This is a genomic window from Streptomyces enissocaesilis (assembly GCF_039533765.1).
Taxonomy (GTDB): domain Bacteria; phylum Actinomycetota; class Actinomycetes; order Streptomycetales; family Streptomycetaceae; genus Streptomyces; species Streptomyces enissocaesilis.
On the sequence record NZ_BAAAUD010000012.1, the window covers coordinates 146,366 to 167,018 of the forward strand.

The window sequence follows — 20,653 nt, forward strand, 5'->3', positions numbered from 1 at the left end:
CGGACCGGGAACCCGGTCCGCCCCTCCGCCCCCCGCGCCTTCGTACCGTTTCGTACCGTCAGTCGCGCCCGAAGAGCTCGACCGCGTCACGCACCTGCGCCATCGCCCCGGCCAGTACGCCGACCGACCCGACCGACGCCGCGACCAGCAGCAGCGAACGCCGCAGCCGCATGACCTCGGGTGCGCCGCCGAGCGCCATGGCGTGCAGTGACGCCAGTTCGTCCTCCGCGACTCCCCGGTCGGGCAGTTCGGCGGGGTGGGCGGCGAGTTCGCGGCGGAGCCGCGAGACGGCGGCACGCAGCTCCGTCACTCGCGGGTCCGCGCCGTTGCCGGTCGCACGCCGGTGTTCCACACTTCTCAGCACAGTTCTCCCCCTCGCACAGTGATGTGCAGGTCTTGCCAGCGGTTCAGCCCGTACGCCGCTGGTCGGACGGCGTACCCAAGAGCCGGGGGTCAGTTAACGACAATCGGAGGGCTGTCCGCCACTTGGCGGCCGGCCTCAGCTTTCCGGTGAGGAGGCGACGGCGTTGCGCCAGACGGTCAGGTCCAGGGTCATGTAGTCACTGGGCGAATCCTCGGCCGAGAACCCCTGGACCGTGACCAGGCCCATGTGTCCCGTGCCGGTGGTGACACACACCTGCCGTCCCTTCGAGAGCTTGTCCACGTAGATCGTCCCGGTGAACCGGGTGTCCGCGCGGCAGGCGGCGAGCGACCCCTCCTGCCCGGGATCGAGCAGCACCAGGGTTCCGCCCTCGCTCTCCGCGTCGAGGTACCCGCCCGTGTCGTAGGAGAGTTCGTACGTCCCGTCCTCGCCCTTCTGCGGCCGGACGTCGTCCTCCCCGAGCGTCAGGTGGTAGCCGGCGGTGAGGTTGATGCCCTTGTAGTCGGCCGGGTCGGGGTCGGGCTTGGGCTCCGGCTTCGGGTCGGCCTCCGTCCGGCCGGTCTCCTTCGGGTCGGCCTCCTTCGGGCCGGCGTTCTCGTTCCCGTCGCTCGTCTGCTCGCCCTGGGACGAGCCGTTGCCCTGCACCTGCTTCCCGTCGTCCTTGAGCAGGACGTACGCCGTGCCGCCACCCGCGATCCCGAAGACCAGCGCGGCGGCGAGAGCGACGAGCGGGCCCCGTCGGGCCGGAGGCTTCTGCGGCGCGGGGTGGCCGGGGTGGCCGGGATACGTCGGGGCCGGCGTCGGCGTCCGGGCCGGGGCGTAGGCGTGGGGGTGGGCCGGAGCCGGTGTGCTGTACGGAGGGGGCGGCGGGGTCCGGTGCGGCGAGGCCGGGCCGAAGCCCGGGGGCGGGGTGGCCTGGGAGACGGGCGTGGTGGGCGAATAGGCCGCGGGCGGGGCGGCGGCCGGGGGCGGCGGGGTCTGGACCGGGGCGGGGGCGGCCGCGCGTACCGTGATGTCGGCGGCGACCGGGCTCGGCAGCCAGTCCTCGGGGCGGCGCAGCACCGTCTCCGCGTTGGCGGACTGGCAGATCCCGATGATCTCGGCGATCGACGGCCTGGCCCCGGGGTCCTTGGCCAGGCAGCGGGTGACCAGTTCCCGCAGCCGCTCCGGGACGCCGGTGAGGTCGGGCTCCTCGTGGACGATCCGGTAGAGCACCCCGTGCGAGGTGCCCTCGCCGAAGGCCGGGGTCCCCGTCGCCGCGTACGCCGCGACCTGCCCGAGCGCGAAGATGTCGGTGGCCGGGGTCACCTTCTTCCCGGCGGCCTGCTCCGGGGCCATGAACGACGGGGTGCCGATGGTGACTCCGGACCCGGTGAGCGAGGTGGCGTCGGCGGCGTACGCGATGCCGAAGTCGATGACGCGGGGGCCGTCGGCGGCGAGCAGCACGTTGGACGGCTTGAGGTCGCGGTGCACGATGCCCGCGCCGTGGATGACGTGCAGGGCCTCCGCCATGCCGGCGATCAGCAGCAGCACCGCCTCGACGGGCAGCGCCCCGTGCGCGACGACCGCGTCGGCGAGCGAGGGGCCCGGCACGTAGGCGGTGGCCAGCCAGGGCTGCGCGCCGTCGGTGTCGGCGTCGATGACGGGCGCGGTGAACAGGCCCTGCACGCGCTGCGCGGACTGCACTTCCTGGGCGAACCGGCGGCGGAACTCGGCGTCCTCGCCGAATTCGGGGCGGATCACCTTGATGGCGACGGGCCGTCCGCCGGGCGTGTACGAGAGGTACACCTTGCCCATGCCGCCCGCGCCGAGCTTGGCGGCCAGCCGGTACCCGGCGATGGTCGTCGGATCGTCTCCCGCGAGAGGCTGGAACACCTGGGAGGCACTGCCCCGGTCCAGCTGCTGACCACTCATCAACTCATGTCTCCCACGCTGAACGCCGATACGGAACGGAACACTATCCAAGGAGGAGCCGCCGGTGCCCACCCCGATGAGGTATGCAGAACCCATGGCACATACACGGGATGACGGGGCTCCGGGGATCGCGGGGCTGCTGCTGGCCGCGGGCGGCGGGCGGCGGCTCGGCGGACGGCCGAAGGCGCTGCTGGAGCACCGGGGGCGGCCGCTGGTCGAGCACGCGGTACAGGTGCTGCGCGAGGGCGGCTGCGGTCCGGTGCACGTGGTGCTGGGCGCGGCGGCCGAGGAGGTGCGGGCCCGCGCCGACCTGAGCGGGTGCGTACTGGTCGACAACCCCCGCTGGGACGAGGGGATGGGCTCGTCGCTGCGGGCCGGTCTGGCGTCCCTGGCCGGTACGGGGGCTTCGGCCGCGCTCGTCTCCCTGGTCGACCAGCCGGGGATCGGCGCGGCGGCGGTGGGCCGGGTGGTGGCGGCGTACCGCTCCCCTTCGAGCCTGGTGGCGGCGGCGTACGGCGGCAGGCGCGGGCATCCGGTGCTCTTCGGCGCCGAGCGGTGGGCGGACATCCGGACGACTGCGGTGGGCGACCGGGGGGCACGCGCCTATCTGAAGCAGCACGAGGACGCCGTCGCGCTCGTCGAGTGCGGGGATGTGGCCGCGGCGTACGACATCGACACCGTGGAGGACTTGATCCACTTGGAGTGACCGGGGTGGCACCCAGAGACAGTTTCTGTCGACTCGGAGAATCTCGACGTCAACAGACCGTTGAACTTCCACCATGAGGAAACTACTATCCACACGTCAGAAGCGCCCTGTACCACCGACGGCGCCCGCGACCGTATCCCGGAGCCATGGCACTCTGTGCCGTTCGCAGGCGACCCGGCGGCCGTCAGGCGTCGCCCGCCTAAGGAGTGACAGCTCATGTCCGCACCAGCGCCGTCCCCGCTGGCCATCGTCGATGCCGAGCCCCTGCCGAGGCAGGACGAGGTCCTGACCGACGCGGCCCTCGCCTTCGTGGCCGAGCTGCACCGGCTGTTCACGCCGCGCCGTGACGAGCTCCTCGCCCGCCGCGCCGAGCGCCGTGCCGAGATCGCCCGCACCTCCACGCTGGACTTCCTCCCGGACACCGCACAGGTCCGTGAGGGCGACTGGAAGGTCGCGCCGGCCCCGGCCGCGCTCAACGACCGCCGCGTGGAGATCACCGGTCCGACCGACCGCAAGATGACCATCAACGCCCTGAACTCGGGCGCGAAGGTCTGGCTCGCCGACTTCGAGGACGCGTCCGCCCCCACGTGGGAGAACGTCGTCCTCGGCCAGCGCAACCTGATCGACGCGTACGCGCGCCGGATCGACTTCACCGACCCCAAGTCCGGCAAGTCGTACGCCCTGAAGGCGGACGAGGAGCTGGCGACCGTCGTGATGCGGCCCCGCGGCTGGCACCTCGACGAGCGCCACCTGCGCTTCGACGGCCGTCCGGTGCCGGGCGCCCTCGTCGACTTCGGCCTGTACTTCTTCCACAACGCCAAGAAGCTCATCGAGCTCGGCAAGGGCCCGTACTTCTACCTGCCGAAGACCGAGTCGCACCTCGAGGCCCGCCTGTGGAACGAGATCTTCGTCTTCGCGCAGGACTACGTCGGGATCCCGCAGGGCACCGTCCGCGCGACCGTCCTGATCGAGACGATCACGGCGGCGTACGAGATGGAGGAGATCCTCTACGAGCTGCGCGACCACGCGGCCGGGCTCAACGCGGGCCGCTGGGACTACCTCTTCTCCATCGTCAAGAACTTCCGTGACGGCGGGGCGAAGTTCGTCCTCCCGGACCGCAACGCCGTGACGATGACGGCCCCGTTCATGCGGGCGTACACCGAGCTGCTCGTCCGCACGTGCCACAAGCGCGGCGCGCACGCGATCGGCGGCATGGCGGCCTTCATCCCGTCCCGCAAGGACGCCGAGGTCAACAAGGTCGCCTTCGAGAAGGTCAAGGCCGACAAGGACCGCGAGGCCGCCGACGGCTTCGACGGCTCGTGGGTCGCCCACCCGGACCTGGTGCCGATCGCCATGGCGTCCTTCGACGCGGTCCTGGGCGACAGGCCCCACCAGAAGGAGAAGCTGCGCGAGGACGTCTCGGTGGCGCCCGGCGACCTGATCGCCATCGACTCGCTGGACGCGGCCCCCACGTACGAGGGCCTGCGCAACGCCGTTCAGGTCGGCATCCGCTACATCGAGGCGTGGCTGCGCGGTCTGGGCGCCGTCGCGATCTTCAACCTGATGGAGGACGCGGCGACGGCCGAGATCTCCCGCTCGCAGATCTGGCAGTGGATCAACGCGGGTGTCGTCTTCGAGAACGGCCGGAAGGCCACCCCGGAGCTGGCCCGCGAGATCGCCGCCGAGGAGCTCGCCGCGATCCGCGCCGAGACCGGCGAGGAGGCGTTCGCGGCCGGCCGGTGGCAGCAGGCGCACGACCTGCTGCTGACGGTCTCGCTCGACGAGGACTACGCGGACTTCCTCACGCTGCCCGCGTACGAGCAGCTGCGCGGCTGACCCTCCCCGCGCCTCCCGCTCTCCACGCACACCGCTCTCCGCCCCCGGTACCGCACAGCACCGGGGGCGGAGCCGTGCCGCTCCCCGGTGGCGCCGGTCAGCGCGTCACCACCGTCCGCTGCGCCGAGAAGTCGCCCCACTTGCCGTCCGGGAGCTTCGCGCGGAGCTTGATGCTGTAGCGGGTGCCGGGCGGCTCGCCGACCGTGAAGCGGTACGTCGCCGTGCCCTTCGGCGGGACCGCGCCCCAGACGATCGTCGTGGCGAGCCTGCCGTTGAGGAACAGCTGGTGCTCGCGCACCTCGCCGCCGCCCCCCGTACGCGGCGGTGTCCAGCTGAGGTCGACGGCGCGTACGCCCGCCTTCGTGCGGGTGGCCGTCGCCTTCAGGGCGGTGGGCGCGGTGGACGGGCCGTCCCCGCGCCCCGGAGCGGTCGTCAGGTCGAGGGCGTTGCTGTCCCCCGACGAGTTCTCGGCGGCGTCCCGCGCCCGGACGGTGAAGGTGTAGACGGTGCCGGGCCGCAGACCGGTGACCCGGGCCGTGGTGGCGGTCCCCCGCACGCTGTGGACGCGGGAGTCCTCCTGGTAGATGTCGTACGAGATGACGGCCGTGTCGTCGGCGGCCCGCCCCCAGGACAGGCGCACCGCGCCGGTCCCCTCGGCCCGGCCGCGCAGCCTCGCGGGCGCGGACGGCGCCTTCCGGTCGTCCGGCGTGGGGGCCGGGGTCGTGACGGGGACGGCCCTGCCGGGGGCCGACAGGTTGCCGGCGGCGTCGCGGGCGCGGACGGTGAAGGTGTAGGCGGTCGAGGGGGTCAGGCGGTCGATGTCGGTCATGCGGCGCGCGCCCGGCACGGTCTTGACCTTGGCGCCCTTCTCGTACACCTCGTAACCGGTGACCGCCCTGTCGTCCGTCGACCGCTCCCACATCACGTGGACCGACGTCGCGCTGCCCGCGCGGGCCGTCACGCCGTCCGGCCTGGAGGGGCTCTCGGTGTCCCGGCCCGGTCCGGTCGCGGTACAGGCGGTCGCCGACAGCAGGAGCAGGGCAGAGCAGGCCAACACGGCGCATACGGTGGGGCGTCGCACGGTCGGACCCTTCGTTCGAGAGCAATGGTCCAGACCTGTATGCCACGGAGGGCGCCGCCCGGCAAGAGTGCGCGCGCGGTCCGCCACTAGGCTGACGCCCCGGAACGGACCGGATCATGGAACAGGGGGCCGCCGCATGGCGATCACGTACAGAATGTCCGACCCCCGCAGCCAGACTGCGCGCGGCCGCGACACCTCGCTCGGCGTCGAACCCGGCACCCCGGTCATGGTCGTCGCCGAGGACGGTACGCCGCAGGGGCCGCGCCCCGTGGCGTACCTGCTGCGCAACACCTCCGGCGGGCCGAACGCGTACCTCCCGGGCGCCCGGGAGATCCTCCTGTTCGGCGACGACCGGGGCAGCGAGGCCCTCGCCTCGGTGACGACGGAACGCGGCACGGGCTTCGGGTTCGGCGGCCCGCGCTTCGCCTACCGGGTGCTGGCCCCGGACGGCGCGCCGATCGGCCGCATCTGCCTGCGGCGGGGGCGGATCTTCCGGATCGGCCGGTCGCACTGGACCGTGGAGCAGGAGGGCGCGCCCCCGGTGCGCGGCTCGGCCGGCCGCCTGATGTGGTGGGCGCTGTGGTGGACGGTACTGCTGCCCCTCAACCTCGTACTGGTCGTCGCCGCCTTCACCGGCATGGGGCAGGACCCGGTCGCCACCCCGCGCCGCATCGTCTGGCGGGACGGCGCGGGCCGGGCGGTGATGTCCTACCGGGGGCTGGCGGGCGACTACCGCGTCCTCCAGGACCACTGGGACCCCAGGCTCGTGGCCTCCCTGGTGGCGATCCACCAGACGTACGTCTCGATCGCCGCCAGCGACAGTACGGACTGGTACCACCGGTAGGCAGAATCGTTTCGCCGGACCGTTCCGCCCGGTCGTCCCGTCCGCCGGCCGGCGGACGGCGGACGGCGAAGACGCCCGGGGGTCAGCTGGTCAGGAATTCGGTGACCTCCTGGGCGAACGGGCGGGGCTGTTCCTCGTGGATGCTGCGACCGGCCGGGATCGTGATCAGCCGGCAGTCGGGGATGAGCGCGGCCATGTCCGGCATCCGGTCCTGGGGCACGGAGCTGTCGGGACCGCCCGTGATGATCAGGGTCGGCGCGACGATCTCGCCGAGGCCGTCGAGCCAGTCCGGGTCGGGGTCGGCGAGCTGGCGCGTGACGGCCGGCACGACGGGCCAGTCGTAGTCCAGCGGCTCGTCGGGTCGCGCGTCCCGCACCGTCGCACCGCCGGGGAACGGCGGCGGGGTCTCCTCCAGGACGAGCCGCTCCACCCGGTCCGCGTGCTCCTGGGCCAGCAGGTGGGCGACGACACCGCCCATGCCGTGGCCGACCAGGCCGACCCGGTCCAGCTCCAGCTCGTCGAGGAAACCCAGTACGTCGTCCCGCATCAGCTCGACCGCGTACTCGTCGGGCCAGTCGCTCTCGCCGTGCCCGCGCAGGTCGATCGCGTAGACCCGCCATTCCTCGCCGAGCGCCTGCCCGGCCTCTTCCCAGCTCGCCGCCGAAGCGCCCAGTCCGTGCAGCAGCACGACCGGCGCTCCGTACGCATCGCCCCAGGTCCGATAGGCCAGGCGTACGTCGCCGACATCCACTACAGAGTGCTCACCCATGCCCCCGACGCTACAGGCCGGGACGGGGGGCGCCGACCGCGGCCGCTCCCTGCAGGCGGGCGGGCCGGCCCACACGAGCGTGAGCAGCGCGCTGTTCGCCGGCGACGGCCCGCAGCAGCACCTGTTCGCCGCGCCCCCACGGTCGCGGCGGCGTGCCAGCCGTACGGCGGGTCCGTGCTGCTCGGTGCGGTGACGCCGGCAGTGGCCCGAGTGCGGCGGGCCGCAGACCTTCGTCGTCGACCGGCTGCCGGCCACCGGACTTCCCGCGGCGGACCACGGATCGCCGCCCGCGTACCTGGCCGCCGAAGTGGCCGCCGACGGGTGGCTGACCGTGTCTCCGGTGACCCCGGCGGCCCCCGTACCCCCCGTACCCCCTGCGGGGAGTACGGACTGGGCGTCCTGACCGGGGTGGCGCGCTCCCCGCGCGGGCAGGCCTGCGCGTGCTTCGACGGAGCCGCCCGGCCCGCCGTGGGCCACCGCATGCGGCCTGCACGGCTGCCGGGGCAGCGGTCTCGCCGACCGGGGCGACGGCGTGCGGCGCGTACGGCACCGGGAAGTGCCGTACGCGCCGCACGCCGTCGTATCAGTGGCCGGTGGCCGGTGATCAGGGGGCGGTGATCAGTGGGCGGCCGCCGGGATCTGGTCCGGGATCTCCGGCTGGGTGACGCTCTCGTCCTCGGCGCCCTTCCTGCCGAAGTGGTTGAAGGCCAGGTTGAGGAGGATGGCCACCACGCACCCGGTGCTGATGCCCGAGTCGAGCACCACCAGCAGGTCCTCGGGGAAGGCGTGGTAGAACGTCGGCGCCGCGATCGGGATCAGGCCGATGCCGAGGGCGGCGGCGACGATCAGGGCGTTCTCGCCCTTCTCCAGCGCGGCCGTGGCGAGGGTCTGGATGCCGCTGGCCGCGACCGTACCGAAGAGGACGATGCCCGCGCCGCCGAGTACCGGCAGCGGTACGAGCGCGATCACGGAGGCCAGGACCGGGCACAGGCCGAGCAGGATCAGGATGCCGCCGCCGGCGGCGACGACGAAGCGGCTGCGGACCTTCGTCATGGCGACCAGGCCGATGTTCTGTGCGAAGGCGCTGCACATGAAGCCGTTGAACAGCGGGCTGATCGCGCTGCCCAGGGTGTCGGCGCGCAGGCCGCCCTCGACGGTCTTCTCGTCGGCCGGGCGGCCGACGATCTTGCCGAGGGCGAGCATGTCGGCGGTCGACTCGGTCATGCACACCAGCATCACGATGCACATGGAGATGATGGCGGCGATCTCGAACTGCGGGCCGCCGAAGTAGAACGGGGTCGGGAAGCCGACGAGGCCGGCGCTCTTGATGGCGCTGAAGTCGGTGATGCCCACCGGTATGGCGATGAGGGTGCCGACGACGAGACCGAGCAGGATCGCGATCTGCTGGAGGAAGCCGCGCAGGAGTTTGCGCAGGGCCAGGACGATCACGAAGGTCAGGGCGGCCATGCCGATGTTGGTCATCGAACCGTAGTCGTCGGCCTGGGAGTTGCCGCCCTGCGACCAGTTGAAGGCGACGGGCAGCAGCGAGACACCGATCAGGGTGATGACGGTGCCGGTGACCACGGGCGGGAAGAAGCGCAGCAACTTGCAGAAGTACGGGGCGAGTACGAAGCCGAGGATGCCGGCCACGATGATCGCGCCGAAGATGACGGCGATGCCGTCGTGGCCCCGGTCCTTGCCGATGGCGACCATGGGGGTCACGCCGGCGAAGGACACGCCGTTGACGAAGGGGAGCTTCGCGCCGATCTTCCAGAACCCGAGGGTCTGGAGGAGGGTGGCGATGCCCGCGGTGAAGAGGCTGGCCCCCATGAGGAAGGCCGTCTCCTTGACGTCGAGGCCCACCGCGGGGCCGACGATCATGGGCGGGGCCACCACACCGGCGTACATCGCGGCCACGTGCTGGAGGCCGCTGGTGAACATCTTGACGGGCGGGAGCTTCTCGTCGACCGGGTGGATCGGGTCGGGGCCGGACAAGGATCCGGACTGGGGGTCGGATTCGGCGACTGCGTCTTTACGAAACCTGGGCTTGGCGGCCACGGCGGTTCCTCCGGTCGGTTACACGTCGGCGGGGACGTGGATGTCAGGGAGGTGGTGCGGAGCGGAGCGTTGAAGCAGGTGGTGCAGACGTGCATGACGCATGGGGGGTGTGGGGCTGTGGAGCTGTGGGGCCTTGGAGGGGGTGCGGGAGGAGACGGTCGCGGTGGCGCTTTCGTCACCGTCCCCGGGGGCGCGGACGCTTGGGCGCGCGCCCCCGGGCACAGCTGCCGTGGACCCCGCTCGGGTCCGCGGCCGGCGGCTGAGGGCCGTCCCCCTCAGCCGGACTTCCGGGGGGACTCTCAGCCCTGCGCGACGATCCGCGCGAGCCGCTGGGACTCGTCCCGCGTGGTGCGGGCGATGGCGTCCTCGTCCACCGTGGTCAGGTGGTTGTCCTCGACGACGGGCTTGCCGTCGACGAGCGACAGGGTGACCGGGGCCGCGGCGCCGAAGACGATCGCGGTGACCGGGTCGGCGATGGTGGAGTGGCCGAGTCCGTCGATCTTCCACATCACCAGGTCGGCGAGCTTGCCGGCCTCCAGCGAACCGATCTGGTCGCCGCGGCCGAGCACCTGGGCTCCGCCGTACGTGCCCAGACGCAGCGCCTGGCGGGCGTTGAGCGCCGCCTCGCGGTGCGCGCCGAGGCGGTTGATCAGCAGGGCGTTGCGCAGCTCGGTGTGCAGCTCGCCCGACTCGTTGGACGCCGTGCCGTCGACGCCGAGGCCGACCGGGACGCCGGCCTTCAGCATGTCGGGGACGCGGGCGATGCCGGCCGCGAGGCGGGCGTTGGAGGACGGGCAGTGGGCCACACCCGTGCCCGTACGGGCGAAGGCGGCGATGTCGGAGTCGTTCATGTGGACGCAGTGGGCCATCCACACGTCGCTGCCGAGCCAGCCGGTCGACTCGAAGTAGTCGGTCGGGCCCATGCCGAACAGTTCCTTGCAGAACCGCTCCTCCTCGACCGTCTCGCTGCCGTGCGTGTGCAGCCGCACGCCCAGGCGGCGGGCCAGCTCGGCGCCCTGCTTCATCAGCTCGGTGGAGACCGAGAACGGCGAGCAGGGAGCCACGGCCACCTGCGTCATCGCGTCGAAGGAGGCGTCGTGGTGCTTCTTGACGGTCTCCTCGGTCGCGGCCAGCGCGCCCTCGAGGGTCTCGACGGCGAAGTCCGGCGGCAGGCCGCCGTCCTTCTCGCTGCGGTCCATGGACCCGCGGGCGAGGGTGAAGCGCACGCCCATCTCGGAGGCGGCCCCGATGATGGCACCGGACAGGTCGCCCGAGCCCTTGGGGAAGACGTAGTGGTGGTCCATCGCGGTGGTGACGCCGCCGCGGGCCATCATCGCCAGCGAGCCCTGCGCGCCGGCCCTCGCCATGGGCTCGTCGATGCGCGCCCAGGTCGGGTACAGCGCCACGAGCCAGTTGAAGAGGTTGTGGTCGGTGGCCAGGCCGCGGGTCAGCCACTGGTAGAAGTGGTGGTGCGTGTTGACCAGACCGGGCGTGACCAGGTGCCCGGTGCCGTCGATGCGGCGTACCACGTTCTCCAGACCCTCGGGGGCCCGGCCGGCGCCGACCGACTCGATGCGGTTGCCGGCGACGACGACGTAGCCGGAGGCGTACTCGGTGTCGTTGGCGTCGACGGTGGCGATGGCACAGTTCTCGATGATGGTGCGCGCGGCTGCCGATGATGCTGCCATGGTGCGTCCTTCTTCGCTCGGTGTTGTGGGCACGGCAGGACCCTAGGAGGATTTGAGTGCCGCAGCCGCGTGGCTCCGGGTGCCGAGATGGTGAAAGAAGAGGTTGAGCAGGACCGCGACCAGGGCTCCGGCGCTGATTCCGGAGCCGAGCACGGTCTGTGCCCAGGCGGGGAAATCCACGTAGAAGGTGGGTGCGGCGAGCGGGATGATGCCCGCGCCGAGCGAGACCGCCACAAGGATGATGTTGGAGCTGTCGTCGAGTCCGGCCTCGGAGAGGGTACGGATGCCGCTGACCGCGATCGAGCCGAAGAGGACGATGCCCGCGCCGCCGAGTACCGGCATCGGGACGGTGGAGACGACCGCGCCGAGCACCGGGAAGGCGCCGAGGACCAGGAGTGCCCCGCCGGCGACGGCGACGACGTACCGGCTGCGCACCCTGGTGAGGGTGACGACTCCGACGTTCTGGGCGAAGGCGCTGGTCGGGAAGCCCCCGAAGACCGGGCCGACGAGCGTGGCGATGCCGTCGGTGCGCAGACCGCGGGTGATGGTCCTGCCGTTGGTCCTGCGTTCGCAGATCTCGCCGAGGGCGAGCATGCCGGCCGACGATTCGGTCATCAGCACCAGCATCACGATGCACAGCGAGAGGATCGCGGCGGGCTGGAACTCGGGGGCGCCGAAGGCGAAGGGCGTGGGCAGGGCCGCGACCGGCGCGGACTTCAGCGCGCTGAAGTCGGCCATACCGAACGGAATCGCGGCGAGGGTGCCCACCAGCATGCCCAGGAGGAGTGCGACCTGCTTGACGAAGCCCTTTCCGAAGCGCTGGATCAGCAGGATGACCATGAGCGTGAAGGCGGCGAGCGCGAGGTACTTCATGGCGCCGAAGTCGGCGGCGGTCTTGTCGCCGCCCTGCGCCCAGGTGACGGGCACGGGCATCAGCGTGACGCCGATGAGGGTGATGACGACGCCGGTGACCAGGGGCGGGAAGAAGCGGAGCAGCCGGCCGAAGAAGGGGCCGACGGTGAGGCAGAAGACTCCGGCGACCATCACCGCGCCGTAGATCGCGGGGAGCTGGTGCCCGGGGGCGGTGGTCTCCGCGATGGCGAGCATCGGGGCGATGCCGGCCGAGGACGCGGCGTTCACGAAGGGCAGCCGGTTGCCGGCGAAGCCGCCGATGCCGATGGTCTGCAGGATGGTGGCGAGACCGGCGATGAGCAGGCTCGCGGCGATCAGCCGGGTCATTCCCACGGCGTCCAGGCCGACGGCCTGGCCGATGATGAGCGGAGGGGTGACCACGCCCGCGTACATGGCGGCGATGTGCTGGAGCGCGGCGGGGACGAGCCGCGAAGTGGAGAGCTTTTCGTCCACCGGGTGGACCGTCGGTCCTGCCAGTGGGGCGGAACACGGGCCTTCTGCTGCTTCTGCCGGCTCCGTTGCAGGCTGTGCCATGGGATGTTCCCTCCGGTCCGGGGCGCCCCCGCCCTACTGCGGGCGGGCGGGGGCGTACCGGTCCCGCGTCAGAGGTTGGTCATGTCGACCGGGATCTTCGGCTCGACGCCGTCCCGCAGGATGGTGGCCTCGATGAGGCCGTAGGGACGGTCGGCGGCGAAGTAGACCTCGTTGTCGTTCTTCAGCCCGAAGGGCTCGAGGTCGACCAGGAAGTGGTGGTTGTTCGGCAGCGAGAAGCGGATCTCGTCGATCTCGCTCCGGCTGTTGATGACCCGCGAACCCATCTGGTAGAGGGTCTGCTGGAGCGAGAGGGAGTACGTCTCGGCGAAGGCCTGGAGGATGTGCTTCTTGGCCTGCTCGTACGACTTCTCCCAGTTGGGCATCCGGTCGTCGTCGCTGGTCCAGTTGTAGCGCCAGGCGGCGGAGACGTCGGTGCACAGGATGCGGTCGTACGCCTCCTTGAGCGTCGTGTACTTGTCCTTGACGTAGCCCCAGAACTCCGAGTTGGTGGAGTTCATGACCGTGAGGTCCTTGAGGCCGGAGATGATCTCCCACTTCTCACCGTCGAAGGTGATCTGCGTGGTGCGCAGCTCCTGGCCCTTGCGGACGAAGGAGTGGTTGACCTCGTCCGACCCGATGAACTTCGAGTTGTTGTCCGAGGTCGCGATGCGGTCCCAGGAGTACTCCTCGATCCGGATCCGGGCGCGCTGGATCGGCTCCTGCGACGTCACGAAGTGACGGGCGAGGTGGATGCCGAACTGCTCGGCGGACTCTATGCCGTACTCCTTGGCGAACGCGTACACCGTGTTCTTGGTGGTGTCCGTGGGCAGGACGTTCGCGTTGGAGCCGGAGTAGTGGACGTCGTCCATGTCGCCGGAGAGGGCGACGGAGACGTTCAGGTCCTTGATGTGGTGGGTGTCGCCGTCCCGCGTGATCCTGACGACGCGGTTCTCTGCTTTGCCGTACTGGTTCTGGCCGAGAATCGTGGGCATGTCGGTGCTAGCTCCCTCGGTATACGGAGTAGCCGAACGGGTTGAGCAGCAGCGGTACGTGGAAATGTTCGCCCGGTACGACGGCGAACGTGATCGCCACCTCCGGGAAGAACGCGCCGCTGTCCCTTACGCGGGGGGCGTCCTGCTGTGCCTCGGCTTGCTTCTTGGAACTGGGCTTGGTGGAGAAGTACGCCTCGGTCTCGAAGTCGAGGCGGACGTGGGTCGTGCCTTCCGGCAGGGCCGGCAGGTCCTTGCAGCGCCCGTCCGCGTCGGTCGCGGATCCGCCGAGCGCCACCCACTCGGCGTCACTGCCGCTGCGGGCGGTGAGCGAGACGGCGACGCCCTCGGCGGGGCGTCCGATGCTGGTGTCCAGGATGTGCGTGGACACCGAAGCAGTGGTCGCGGTGCTCATCAGTCTTCGTCCTCTTCGTGCTGTTCTACGAGACGGGTCAGCCGGATTCGGTTGATCTTCCCGAGTTCGGTGCGCACGATCTCACGCTCCGCCTCGGCGGTGTTGCCGATCCGGTTCCGCATCGCGTCACGCATCTGCTCACCGGTCGCACCGGTGGCGCAGATCAGAAAGACATGTCCGAACTTCTCCTGGTAGGCCAGGTTCAGTTCGAGCATCTCGGCCTTGAGCTCCTCGGACGCTCCGGCCATCCCCCGCTGCTCGCGGGAGGAGGTCGGGTCTCCGGGCTTGGGCCGGCCGATCGGCGGGTGGCCCGCCATCGCTTCGGCCAGATCTTCGGTGGTCAGTTCGGCCGTGGCGGCGTCACTGGCGAGGAAGAGGGCTTCCGCGGTGGCGTACGGGCGCTGGGCGAGCAGCTTGCTCCCCCACGCCGAGCTGGCGCACACCTCGTGGAGCGCGGCCAGGGCCTCGCTGTCCGCCGAGGTGTTGAACCGGGCGAGGCCCGGCGTCGAACCTGAAGTCACGGGAGCCTCCGTGGCCTTGTGCTGGACGGGCTGGGCATAGCTAACGCCTTCAAGAACAGCGCGTCAACACTTTGTTGAAATCTTGCGAACGCAAAAGCCGCCGTCCTGGTGTGCGGACGGCGGCCCCTGGAAATGATCGATCAAATATGCCCACTTACTGGACAGCCCGTTACTCACCCTTTGAGCCGTTCTCCCTGTTCAAGTAGTTGTAGACGGTGAAGCGGCTGACCCCCAGGGCGCTCGCCACCGTTTCCACGCCGTGCCGCACGGAGAAGGCGCCGCGCGCCTCCAGGACCCGTACGACCGACTGCTTCTCCTTGCGGTCGAGCTCGGCCAGCGGCATGCCGTGCCGGCGCTCCAGCGCGGCCAGGATGCGGTCGAGCGAGTCCGAGAGCTGCGGGAGCCGCACGGCGACGACGTCCCGGCCCTCCCAGGCCAGCACCACGTCGTCGGCCGCCGCCCGCTCCGGCGCCATCATCTCGCCGCCCATGGCGTCGACCAGGGGCTTGACCGCGGTGACCAGGGGGTGGTCGTCCGGCGCGCCGAGATCCGTCACTTCCCGCCCTCCCCGATCACGTTGACCTGCAACGAGACCCGGGTGGCCCCCGCGGCCAGCGACTCGCGCAGCAGCGCGTCCACCGCGGTCAGCACCGCGTCCGCGCCCCCCTCGGCGGTGTTCCCGAACGGGCCGACGTCCACGGCGTCCAGCTCGGCCCCCTGGATGACCTCGCGGGCCGCCAGCGCGTGCGCCGGCGCCTCGTCGAGGTCGAAGGGCTCGGTCGTGAACTCCACTCTCAATCGCACCATGCCCCCACGGTACTGGCGGGGGTCCGGGGCCCGTCAGCCGGTCACGAGGACCGCCGCCACCGGAGCGCGCGCCCCCCGGCCTGGACACCCCCTCTTGACAGGTCTCCGCACCACCATGCAACATTCCATCAGGCAGAAAATAACTTCCGCAATACGGAAGGAGCGCCGAAACCCTCATGGGCTACACGGACCAGCGCTTCGATGTGAACCTCTCGATCCTCTTCACGGAACTCCCGCTCCTGGAGCGCCCCGCGGCAGCCGCCGCGGCGGGCTTCAAGGCGGTCGAGCTGTGGTGGCCCTGGATCGAGACCCCCACCCCCGACCAGGCCGAGCTCGACGCCCTCAAGAAGGCGCTCGACGAGGCCGGCACCCAGCTGGTCGGCCTGAACTTCTACGCCGGGCAGCTGCCCGGCCCGGACCGCGGCGCGCTCTCCGTGCCCGGCGAGGAGTCGGACCGCTTCCGCGCCAACATCGACGTCGCGGCGGACTTCGCCGCCTCGGTGGGCTGCAAGGCCCTCAACGCGCTCTACGGCAACCGCGTGGAAGGCGTCGACCCGGACGTCCAGGACGAGCTCGCCCTGGAGAACCTGGTGGTGGCCGCCCGCGCCGCCGACCGGGTGGGCGCGATCCTCCTGATCGAGACCCTCAACAAGCCGGAGTCGCCGCTCTACCCGCTGGTGAGCGCACCGGCCGGCATCGCGGTCGTCGACAAGGTCAACGAGGCCACCGGACTCGGCAACGCCAAGTTCCTCCTGGACATCTACCACCTGTCGATGAACGGCGAGAACCTCCCCGACGTGATCGCGGAGTACGCCGGCAGGACCGGCCACGTGCAGATCGCCGACAACCCGGGCCGCGGCGCGCCGGGCACGGGCGACCTGCCGCTGGAAGAGCTGCTCGACCTGCTCAAGAACGCCGGTTACGACGGCTGGGTGGGCCTGGAGTACAAGCCCGGCGACCGCCCGAGCGCCGAAGCCTTCGGCTGGCTCTCCAACTGACCATTTTTACGCGTGCGCTGAAACGCGTGTGTTGAAAGAGGCACCCCTCATGAGCACTCTCCCCAAGATCGGCTTCATCGGACTCGGCATCATGGGCTCCCCCATGTCCGAGAACCTGCTGAAGGCGGGTTACGACGTCACCGGCTACACCCTTGAGCAGTCCAAGATCGACCGCCTCGTCGCCGCCGGCGGCAAGGGCGCGTCCTCGATCGCCGAGGCCGTCAAGGACGCCGACGTCATCATCACGATGGTGCCCGCCTCCCCGCAGGTCGAGGCGATCGCGTACGGCGAGGACGGCATCCTGGAGAACGCCAGGAAGGGCGCCCTCCTGATCGACATGTCCTCGATCACCCCGCAGACCTCCGTCGACCTGGGCAAGGCCGGCGCCGAGAAGGGCCTGCGCGTCCTGGACGCCCCGGTCTCCGGCGGCGAGGCCGGCGCGATCGAGGCCGTACTGTCGATCATGGTCGGCGGTTCGCAGGAGGACTTCGACGCGGCCAAGCCGGTGCTCGATGCGCTCGGCAAGACCATCGTCCTGTGCGGTCCGCACGGCTCCGGCCAGACGGTGAAGGCCGCCAACCAGCTGATCGTCGCGGTCAACATCCAGGCGTGCGCCGAGGCCGTGGTCTTCCTGGAGAAGTCCGGTGTCGACCTCGAAGCGGCCCTCGACGTCCTCAACGGCGGACTGGCCGGCTCGACCGTGCTGACCCGCAAGAAGGCCAACTTCCTCAACCGGGACTTCGCCCCCGGCTTCCGGATCGACCTGCACCACAAGGACATGGGCATCGTCACCGACGCCGCCCGCAATGTCGGTGCGGCGCTCCCCGTCGGCGCGGTCGTCGCCCAGCTGGTCGCCTCGCTGCGCGCCCAGGGCGACGGCGGCCTGGACCACTCCGCCCTGCTGCGCTCGGTCGAGCGCCTCTCCGGTCAGCCCGTCCAGAGCTGACCCCCTGAACTCCGGGCTGCGGCAGCGCTGACACCTGTCCTGTCGCGCCCAGGCGCTGCCGCCGCCCGGATCCCTCCTCGCGCCGGCCTCCGGCCGACCGTCCTCCTCAACTTCAACTTCAACAAACTGTTGACGTCGCGATCGGTGCGTACTTACGCTCCTCACGCCGCCAGCAGATCCCGCAGGAAGGTCCCCATGTCGAAGCGTGTGCTCACGACCGAGTCAGGCGCCCCGGTCGCCGACAACCAGAATTCCGCCGCCGCCGGTGTCGGTGGCCCGCTCCTCCTCCAGGACCAGCACCTGCTGGAGAAGCTGGCCCGGTTCAACCGTGAGCGCATCCCGGAGCGCGTCGTGCACGCCCGCGGTTCGGGTGCGTACGGCTACTTCGAGGTGACGGACGACGTCACCGGCTTCACCCGCGCCGACTTCCTCGGCGAGGTGGGCAAGCGGACCGAGACGTTCGTCCGCTTCTCCACCGTCGCCGACAACCTCGGTGGCGCGGACGCGGTCCGCGACCCGCGCGGCTTCGCGGTGAAGTTCTACACCGAAGAGGGCAACTACGACCTGGTCGGCAACAACACCCCGGTCTTCTTCCTCAACGACCCGGTGAAGTTCCCCGACTTCATCCACTCCCAGAAGCGCGACCCCTTCACGGGCAAGCAGGAGCCGGACAACGTCTGGGACTTCTGGGCGCACTCCCCGCAGTCCACCCACCAGATCACCTGGCTGATGGGCGACCGCGGCATCCCCGCCTCGTACCGCCACATGAACGGCTTCGGCTCGCACACCTACCAGTGGACGAACGCCGAGGGCGGGGCCTTCTTCGTCAAGTACCACTTCAAGACGAACCAGGGCATCCGCTGCCTGTCGTCCGAGCAGGCCGCCGAACTCGCCGGCCAGGACCCCAACTCGCACCAGACGGACCTGCTCCAGGCCATCGAGCGGGGCGTCAACCCGTCCTGGACGCTGTACGTCCAGATCATGCCGGCGGCGGAGGCGGCCGACTACCGCTTCAACCCGTTCGACGTGACGAAGGTCTGGCCCCACGCCGACTACCCGCTCCAGCGGGTCGGCCGTCTGGTCCTCGACCGGAACCCGGACAACGTCTTCGCCGAGGTCGAGCAGGCCGCGTTCTCCCCGAACAACTTCGTTCCGGGCATCGGCCCCTCGCCCGACAAGATGCTCCAGGGCCGGCTGTTCGCCTACGCGGACGCCCACCGCTACCGCCTCGGCGTCAACCACACCCAGCTGCCGGTCAACGCCCCGAAGGCGACCAAGGCCGACAACTACGGCCGGGACGGCGTCATGGCGACGCGCCAGGGCCTGCGCCACGACAAGAACTACGAGCCGAACTCCTACGCCGGTCCGGCCCAGACGAACCAGGCGCTCTCCGCCCCGCTCGCGGTGGCCGGCTGGACGGGCACGCACGCCAACGCCCAGCACGTCAAGGACGACGACTTCTTCCAGGCCGGTGAGCTCTACCGTCTGATGTCGGACGAGGAGAAGTCCCGCCTGATCGCGAACATCGCCGGCGGCCTCTCGCAGGTCAGCCGCGACGACGTGATCGAGAAGAACCTCGCGCACTTCCACGCCGCGGACGCGGAGTACGGCAAGCGCGTGGAGGAAGCGGTCCGCGCACTGCGCGACGAGTAACACCGAGACCGCGCGGAGGGTCTGACGGGAGGTCCGGCCCGCCGCGCAGTCCGTACCACCGGCCCGCATGAGGGGTGGCCGGTGTGACGGACGGAACGGGTGCCGCGGCGGCGAGCGAGCCAGTGCGGTGGTCAAGGCTCACGGAGTGTCCTCCTCGACCTGAGGGGAGGGCGCCCCGCGGCTCATCGCCACCCGCCGCGGGCCCCTTCCTTTCCCCTCTTCCTTCCCTCCTCCCGGAACTCCGCCCGGCGGCGCGAACGTCCTGTCGCGCCAGTCTCGTGCCGCCGGGCGGCATCAGCACCCCTGAAGGGCGGGGGTGGGTACGGACGGTCCCGTACCCACCCCCGCCCTTCATGCCTTCCCGGACCTCCGGCCGCCCCGGTACGCGCGTCTCCTTCTCCGCGGCCGGTCGCGTTGCGTCGGGAGCGGGAGCGTTCCTGCGGGTCAGCGGGTGGGGACCGCCGCTTCGACGACCGGCTTCTCGGCGGCCGGCACCTCGACGACCACCTTCGCGACCGGCGCGGCACCCACCCACCGGCCGATGGCGGTCTCGGCCGTGATGCCGGGCCCGAACCCGGCGATGAGCCCGCCCGCCCCGTTCTCGACGCCGCCCTCCTCGAACAGCCGGGCCAGGGCGTCGAAGACCACCGAACTGGCGATGTTCCCGCGTTCGGTGAGCGTGGCCCGGCTGAAGCGGAACATCTCCGGCGGGAGGTCGAGGTAGTGGCACAGGTCGTCGAGGATGCGCGGTCCGCCCGCGTGGACGATGAAGAAGTCCATCTCCGGGATCTTCCAGCTGTGCTGCGCCACCAGGTCCTTGAGTGCCGGGGCCAGCATCTCCATGGTCCCGGGGACCCGCTTGTCGAGCAGGAAGTGGAACCCGGTGTCCCGTACGGCGTACGAGATCCAGTCCTCCGTGTCGGGCACGAGGTGGGAGCCGTTGCGCTCGATCCGCACGCCGACACCGCCCTCGCCCCGCACCACGGCCGCCGAGACGGCGTCCCCGAACAGGCCGTTGGAGAGCAGGGAGCCCACGCCCAGGTCGGTCGGCTGGTAGCACAGCGAGCAGAACTCGCAGGACACGATCAGCACATTGGCCTGCGGGTACGCGGTGCAGAAGTCATGGGCGCGGTTGATCGCCGCGCCGCCTCCGGCGCAGCCGAGCTGGGCGATGGGCAGCTGTCTGGTCTCCGGCCGGAACCCCATCGTGTTGATCAGCCAGGCGGTCAGCGACGGCATCATGAAACCGGTGCAGGAGACGTAGACGATCAGGTCGATGTCACCGGGCTCCACCTCCGCGTGGGCGAGCGCCCGGCGCACGACACCGGGAACACGCGCCTTCGCCTCGGCCTCGTACAGCCGGTTGCGGCTCTCGAAACCGGGGTGCCGGAGGGTGTCCTCGACCGGCTGGACGAGGTGGCGGGTGCGGACGCCCGTGTTCTCGATGAGGCGCAGGACGAGGTCGCGCTGCGGATGGTCGGCGTGCATCTCGCGGGCCAGCGCCAGCGTCTGCTCCATCGTGATGACGTGGTCGGGTACGGCGACGGACGGTCGGCACAGTGTGGCCATGGATCTTCCTTGTCTCATGCCGGGCAGCGGT

At 70.9% G+C, this 20,653-nt stretch carries 19 protein-coding genes; 6 read left to right on the top strand and 13 right to left on the bottom strand.

What is annotated here, in order from left to right:
* Window positions 1–58: 58 nt before the first annotated feature.
* The gene (locus ABD374_RS05050; protein WP_344491275.1) at window positions 59–364 is read right to left on the bottom strand and encodes a DUF5955 family protein; all 306 of its coding nucleotides are present in this window, start codon (window positions 362–364) and stop codon (window positions 59–61) included.
* A gap of 135 nt (window positions 365–499) precedes the next feature.
* On the bottom strand, window positions 500–2,296 hold the full coding sequence (locus ABD374_RS05055; protein ID WP_344491278.1) for a serine/threonine-protein kinase: 1,797 nt from the start codon (window positions 2,294–2,296) through the stop codon (window positions 500–502).
* Window positions 2,297–2,390: 94 nt separating this feature from the next.
* Between ABD374_RS05055 and ABD374_RS05060 the strand changes: the two genes are divergently transcribed.
* Both ABD374_RS05060 and aceB read left to right on the top strand, forming a co-directional pair.
* Window positions 2,391–3,002, top strand: coding sequence for a nucleotidyltransferase family protein (locus tag ABD374_RS05060; protein WP_344491281.1), 612 nt, complete (start codon window positions 2,391–2,393; stop codon window positions 3,000–3,002).
* 216 nt (window positions 3,003–3,218) lie between these two features.
* Complete coding sequence (gene aceB / locus ABD374_RS05065; RefSeq protein ID WP_344491284.1) at window positions 3,219–4,838, top strand: malate synthase A; 1,620 nt, start codon at window positions 3,219–3,221, stop codon at window positions 4,836–4,838.
* A 97-nt stretch (window positions 4,839–4,935) separates the two neighbouring features.
* Here the strand turns inward: aceB and ABD374_RS05070 are convergent, their stop codons facing one another.
* Window positions 4,936–5,919, bottom strand: a complete 984-nt coding sequence (locus ABD374_RS05070) for a fibronectin type III domain-containing protein (RefSeq protein WP_344491287.1) — start codon at window positions 5,917–5,919, stop codon at window positions 4,936–4,938.
* A gap of 136 nt (window positions 5,920–6,055) precedes the next feature.
* Between ABD374_RS05070 and ABD374_RS05075 the strand changes: the two genes are divergently transcribed.
* Window positions 6,056–6,763, top strand: a complete 708-nt coding sequence (locus ABD374_RS05075) for a hypothetical protein (protein ID WP_344491290.1) — start codon at window positions 6,056–6,058, stop codon at window positions 6,761–6,763.
* An 82-nt stretch (window positions 6,764–6,845) separates the two neighbouring features.
* On the opposite strand, the gene ABD374_RS05080 is transcribed toward ABD374_RS05075, so the two are convergent.
* From ABD374_RS05080 to ABD374_RS05120, 9 genes are all read right to left on the bottom strand, one after another.
* Complete coding sequence (locus ABD374_RS05080; RefSeq protein WP_344491293.1) at window positions 6,846–7,532, bottom strand: alpha/beta fold hydrolase; 687 nt, start codon at window positions 7,530–7,532, stop codon at window positions 6,846–6,848.
* 618 nt (window positions 7,533–8,150) lie between these two features.
* Window positions 8,151–9,590: a nucleobase:cation symporter-2 family protein gene (locus ABD374_RS05085; RefSeq protein WP_344491296.1), complete on the bottom strand. Its 1,440-nt coding sequence runs from the start codon at window positions 9,588–9,590 to the stop codon at window positions 8,151–8,153.
* A 299-nt stretch (window positions 9,591–9,889) separates the two neighbouring features.
* Complete coding sequence (locus ABD374_RS05090; protein WP_344491299.1) at window positions 9,890–11,278, bottom strand: 8-oxoguanine deaminase; 1,389 nt, start codon at window positions 11,276–11,278, stop codon at window positions 9,890–9,892.
* A 42-nt stretch (window positions 11,279–11,320) separates the two neighbouring features.
* The gene (locus tag ABD374_RS05095) at window positions 11,321–12,724 is read right to left on the bottom strand and encodes a nucleobase:cation symporter-2 family protein (protein WP_344491302.1); all 1,404 of its coding nucleotides are present in this window, start codon (window positions 12,722–12,724) and stop codon (window positions 11,321–11,323) included.
* A gap of 68 nt (window positions 12,725–12,792) precedes the next feature.
* Window positions 12,793–13,716 (bottom strand): factor-independent urate hydroxylase, encoded by a 924-nt coding sequence (pucL, locus tag ABD374_RS05100; protein ID WP_344491305.1) that lies wholly within the window; start codon window positions 13,714–13,716, stop codon window positions 12,793–12,795.
* 7 nt (window positions 13,717–13,723) lie between these two features.
* Window positions 13,724–14,128, bottom strand: coding sequence for a hydroxyisourate hydrolase (gene uraH, locus ABD374_RS05105; RefSeq protein ID WP_344491308.1), 405 nt, complete (start codon window positions 14,126–14,128; stop codon window positions 13,724–13,726).
* On the bottom strand, window positions 14,128–14,649 hold the full coding sequence (gene uraD, locus ABD374_RS05110) for a 2-oxo-4-hydroxy-4-carboxy-5-ureidoimidazoline decarboxylase (protein ID WP_344491312.1): 522 nt from the start codon (window positions 14,647–14,649) through the stop codon (window positions 14,128–14,130). Before uraD ends, uraH begins: the two co-directional genes overlap by 1 nt.
* Window positions 14,650–14,818: 169 nt before the next feature.
* Complete coding sequence (locus ABD374_RS05115; RefSeq protein WP_344491422.1) at window positions 14,819–15,139, bottom strand: helix-turn-helix domain-containing protein; 321 nt, start codon at window positions 15,137–15,139, stop codon at window positions 14,819–14,821.
* A 62-nt stretch (window positions 15,140–15,201) separates the two neighbouring features.
* Window positions 15,202–15,453, bottom strand: a complete 252-nt coding sequence (locus ABD374_RS05120; protein WP_344491425.1) for a hypothetical protein — start codon at window positions 15,451–15,453, stop codon at window positions 15,202–15,204.
* Between the two features lie 179 nt (window positions 15,454–15,632).
* On the opposite strand from ABD374_RS05120, the gene ABD374_RS05125 reads away from it, so the two are divergent.
* From ABD374_RS05125 to ABD374_RS05135, 3 genes are all read left to right on the top strand, one after another.
* A complete protein-coding gene (locus ABD374_RS05125; RefSeq protein WP_344491315.1) occupies window positions 15,633–16,454 on the top strand; it encodes a TIM barrel protein in 822 nt (273 codons plus the stop codon).
* 49 nt (window positions 16,455–16,503) lie between these two features.
* Window positions 16,504–17,400, top strand: a complete 897-nt coding sequence (locus ABD374_RS05130) for a 2-hydroxy-3-oxopropionate reductase (protein ID WP_344491318.1) — start codon at window positions 16,504–16,506, stop codon at window positions 17,398–17,400.
* A 195-nt stretch (window positions 17,401–17,595) separates the two neighbouring features.
* Window positions 17,596–19,053 (top strand): catalase, encoded by a 1,458-nt coding sequence (locus ABD374_RS05135; RefSeq protein ID WP_344491321.1) that lies wholly within the window; start codon window positions 17,596–17,598, stop codon window positions 19,051–19,053.
* 444 nt (window positions 19,054–19,497) lie between these two features.
* Here ABD374_RS05135 and ABD374_RS05140 read toward each other — a convergent pair whose 3' ends face one another.
* Window positions 19,498–20,622, bottom strand: coding sequence for a type III polyketide synthase (locus ABD374_RS05140; RefSeq protein WP_344491324.1), 1,125 nt, complete (start codon window positions 20,620–20,622; stop codon window positions 19,498–19,500).
* Window positions 20,623–20,653 lie beyond the last annotated feature (31 nt).

Bases quoted from the DNA above. Each gene is read 5' to 3' on its own strand.
- ABD374_RS05060 (WP_344491281.1), top strand. From the start codon at position 2,391: ATGGCACATACACGGGATGACGGGGCTCCGGGGATCGCGGGGCTGCTG.
- ABD374_RS05140 (WP_344491324.1), bottom strand. From the start codon at position 20,622: ATGGCCACACTGTGCCGACCGTCCGTCGCCGTACCCGACCACGTCATC.
- aceB (WP_344491284.1), top strand. From the start codon at position 3,219: ATGTCCGCACCAGCGCCGTCCCCGCTGGCCATCGTCGATGCCGAGCCC.
- ABD374_RS05130 (WP_344491318.1), top strand. From the start codon at position 16,504: ATGAGCACTCTCCCCAAGATCGGCTTCATCGGACTCGGCATCATGGGC.
- ABD374_RS05055 (WP_344491278.1), bottom strand. From the start codon at position 2,296: ATGAGTGGTCAGCAGCTGGACCGGGGCAGTGCCTCCCAGGTGTTCCAG.
- ABD374_RS05095 (WP_344491302.1), bottom strand. From the start codon at position 12,724: ATGGCACAGCCTGCAACGGAGCCGGCAGAAGCAGCAGAAGGCCCGTGT.
- ABD374_RS05075 (WP_344491290.1), top strand. From the start codon at position 6,056: ATGGCGATCACGTACAGAATGTCCGACCCCCGCAGCCAGACTGCGCGC.
- pucL (WP_344491305.1), bottom strand. From the start codon at position 13,716: ATGCCCACGATTCTCGGCCAGAACCAGTACGGCAAAGCAGAGAACCGC.
- ABD374_RS05135 (WP_344491321.1), top strand. From the start codon at position 17,596: ATGTCGAAGCGTGTGCTCACGACCGAGTCAGGCGCCCCGGTCGCCGAC.
- ABD374_RS05080 (WP_344491293.1), bottom strand. From the start codon at position 7,532: ATGGGTGAGCACTCTGTAGTGGATGTCGGCGACGTACGCCTGGCCTAT.
- ABD374_RS05115 (WP_344491422.1), bottom strand. From the start codon at position 15,139: ATGGGCGGCGAGATGATGGCGCCGGAGCGGGCGGCGGCCGACGACGTG.
- ABD374_RS05125 (WP_344491315.1), top strand. From the start codon at position 15,633: ATGGGCTACACGGACCAGCGCTTCGATGTGAACCTCTCGATCCTCTTC.
- ABD374_RS05090 (WP_344491299.1), bottom strand. From the start codon at position 11,278: ATGGCAGCATCATCGGCAGCCGCGCGCACCATCATCGAGAACTGTGCC.
- uraH (WP_344491308.1), bottom strand. From the start codon at position 14,128: ATGAGCACCGCGACCACTGCTTCGGTGTCCACGCACATCCTGGACACC.